The sequence below is a fragment of the Streptomyces sp. NPDC006265 genome, assembly GCF_040613555.1.
Taxonomy (GTDB): domain Bacteria; phylum Actinomycetota; class Actinomycetes; order Streptomycetales; family Streptomycetaceae; genus Streptomyces.
Window position 1 is genome coordinate 1 of sequence record NZ_JBEXSH010001320.1, and the last position, 1,683, is coordinate 1,683.

Annotated in this window: 2 protein-coding genes and 1 pseudogene; 1 reads left to right on the plus strand and 2 read right to left on the minus strand. The window is 73.9% G+C overall.

Features of this window, described 5'->3' with window-relative positions; all coding sequences use genetic code 11:
* Positions 1-344, plus strand: a pseudogene (locus ABZ281_RS48385) (hypothetical protein); the annotation flags it as partial.
* On the opposite strand, the gene ABZ281_RS48390 reads toward ABZ281_RS48385, so the two are convergent.
* Positions 336-515: a hypothetical protein gene (locus ABZ281_RS48390; protein WP_356665113.1), complete on the minus strand. Its 180-nt coding sequence runs from the start codon at positions 513-515 to the stop codon at positions 336-338. The pseudogene ABZ281_RS48385 and the gene ABZ281_RS48390 sit on opposite strands and share 9 nt — an antisense overlap.
* Before the next feature lie 28 nt (positions 516-543).
* Positions 544-1,683, minus strand: a 1,140-nt coding sequence (locus ABZ281_RS48395) for an FAD-dependent oxidoreductase (protein ID WP_356665115.1), incomplete at its 5' end; no start/stop codon positions are given.

Consider the following 1,683-nt stretch of genomic DNA (forward strand, 5'->3'; position numbering starts at 1 on the left):
CTCATGTCCGGCCGTGCAGCTTTGGGGCGTGCGCGGGTAGGGGGTTGGGGGGTGTTGGCTACCATCTTGCCCCTTTCAGCCATAAGCCCCTGCTCGGCACCGCCGTCGGCGCGCTCACCAGCAGGCCCCTGCTGCGGCCGCCGGGCCGGGCCGTCCTCGCCCTGCTGCTCGCGGCGCTGCTGTCCCTGGTGGCCACCGGCTCACCCGCCCAGGCGGCCGTGCGGGGCCTGGTGACCGGATCGCGGCAGGGTGAGGTGCCGCTGCTCCCCCTGGCCGCGGCGGCCCTGGTCACGGCCGCGGCGCCGGCTCTGGCCGGAGCGCTGGCCTCCCGCAGGTCACCCTGAGCAGGCGGTGCGCTGCGCCTCCTGCCACTCGCAGGCGGGGCAGAGCGTGATGCCCTTGTACGACTCGGGGTGCTCCGTCGGCTTCCGGCACAGCACGCACTCTGCGAACGGCGGTCCGTCCGCCAGGGGCGGCCTGGTCGCGTCGATCAGGCAGTAGTCGTCCTCGCTCATACGTCCAGCGTAGGCCCGGGTCGAGCCCTCAGAGGTCTCGCTGCTCCAGGGGCTTGGTCGCCGGGCCCTGGAGCACCTTGCCGTCCGTGTCGAAACGGGAGCCGTGGCAGGGGCACTCCCAGGCGCGCTCGGCGGCGTTGAAGTCGACCAGGCAGCCCAGGTGGGTGCAGCGGGCGGAGACGGCGTGCAGCCCGCCGTCTTCGTCCCGGTACACCGCGACACGGTGGCCGTCGGCGCGGACCACGGCGCCCTCGCCGGGCGGCAGGGACTCCACCGGCGGGGAAGGCCGCAGCCGGTCGCCCACGAAGTGCCCGGCGACCTTGGCCTGGGTCTTGAGGAACGTCGGCGCCTCGCGCAGTGCGGGCTTGATCCGGCGCGGGTCGTACAGCCCGCTCCACTCGCACTCCTCACCCGTGATCTGCGCGGTCAGCAGCCGGCCGGCCATGATGCCGCCGGTCATGCCCCAGCCGCCGAAGCCGGTGGCCACGTACGTGTGCCGGGCGCCGGGGTGCAGCGGGCCGACCATCGGCACGGTGTCCGTGGGCTCGGTGTCCTGGGTGGCCCATCGGTGGGTGACCTCCAGGTCCGGGAAGTGGCCGGTGGCCCAGGCGGTGAGGCGCTCGAAACGGGCCCGCGGGTCGCTCGTGCCCGGAGTGAAGTGCTCACCGGTGACGATGAGCAGCCGCCGGTCGCCCTCGTCGTGGGGCGCCGTGCGCACCGAGCGGGTGTCCTCGTCGGGCGTGATGAACATGCCGTCCGGGTCCTGGCCGGCGGGGATCGTCCCGGCGACGACCAGTTCGCGGCGGGTGGAGAGACGGGCGAACAGCAGGGCCCGGTCGAAGATCGGGTAGTGCGTCGCGACGACGACGTCCCGGGCCCGGACGGTCGCCCCGGTCGCGGTCGACAGCCTGCACGGCTCGCCCTCGTCCAGGCCGAGGACGGTGGTGTCCTCGAAGATCCGCCCGCCGTGTTCGACCAGGTCGGCGGCGAGGGCCAGCAGGTACTTGCGCGGGTGGAACTGGGCCTGCCCGGTGACCCGCACCGCGCCAGCCACCGGGAAGGGCAGACCGGTCTCGGTGACGAACGAGGCGGGCAGCCCGGCCTCGGCCGCGGCCTTGACCATCGTCGACCAATCGTCGACGGCATCGTCGAGCAAGCTGAAGTCGGC

Coding starts and splice junctions, on each gene's coding strand:
- ABZ281_RS48390 (WP_356665113.1), bottom strand. CDS start 515: ATGAGCGAGGACGACTACTGCCTGATCGACGCGACCAGGCCGCCCCTG.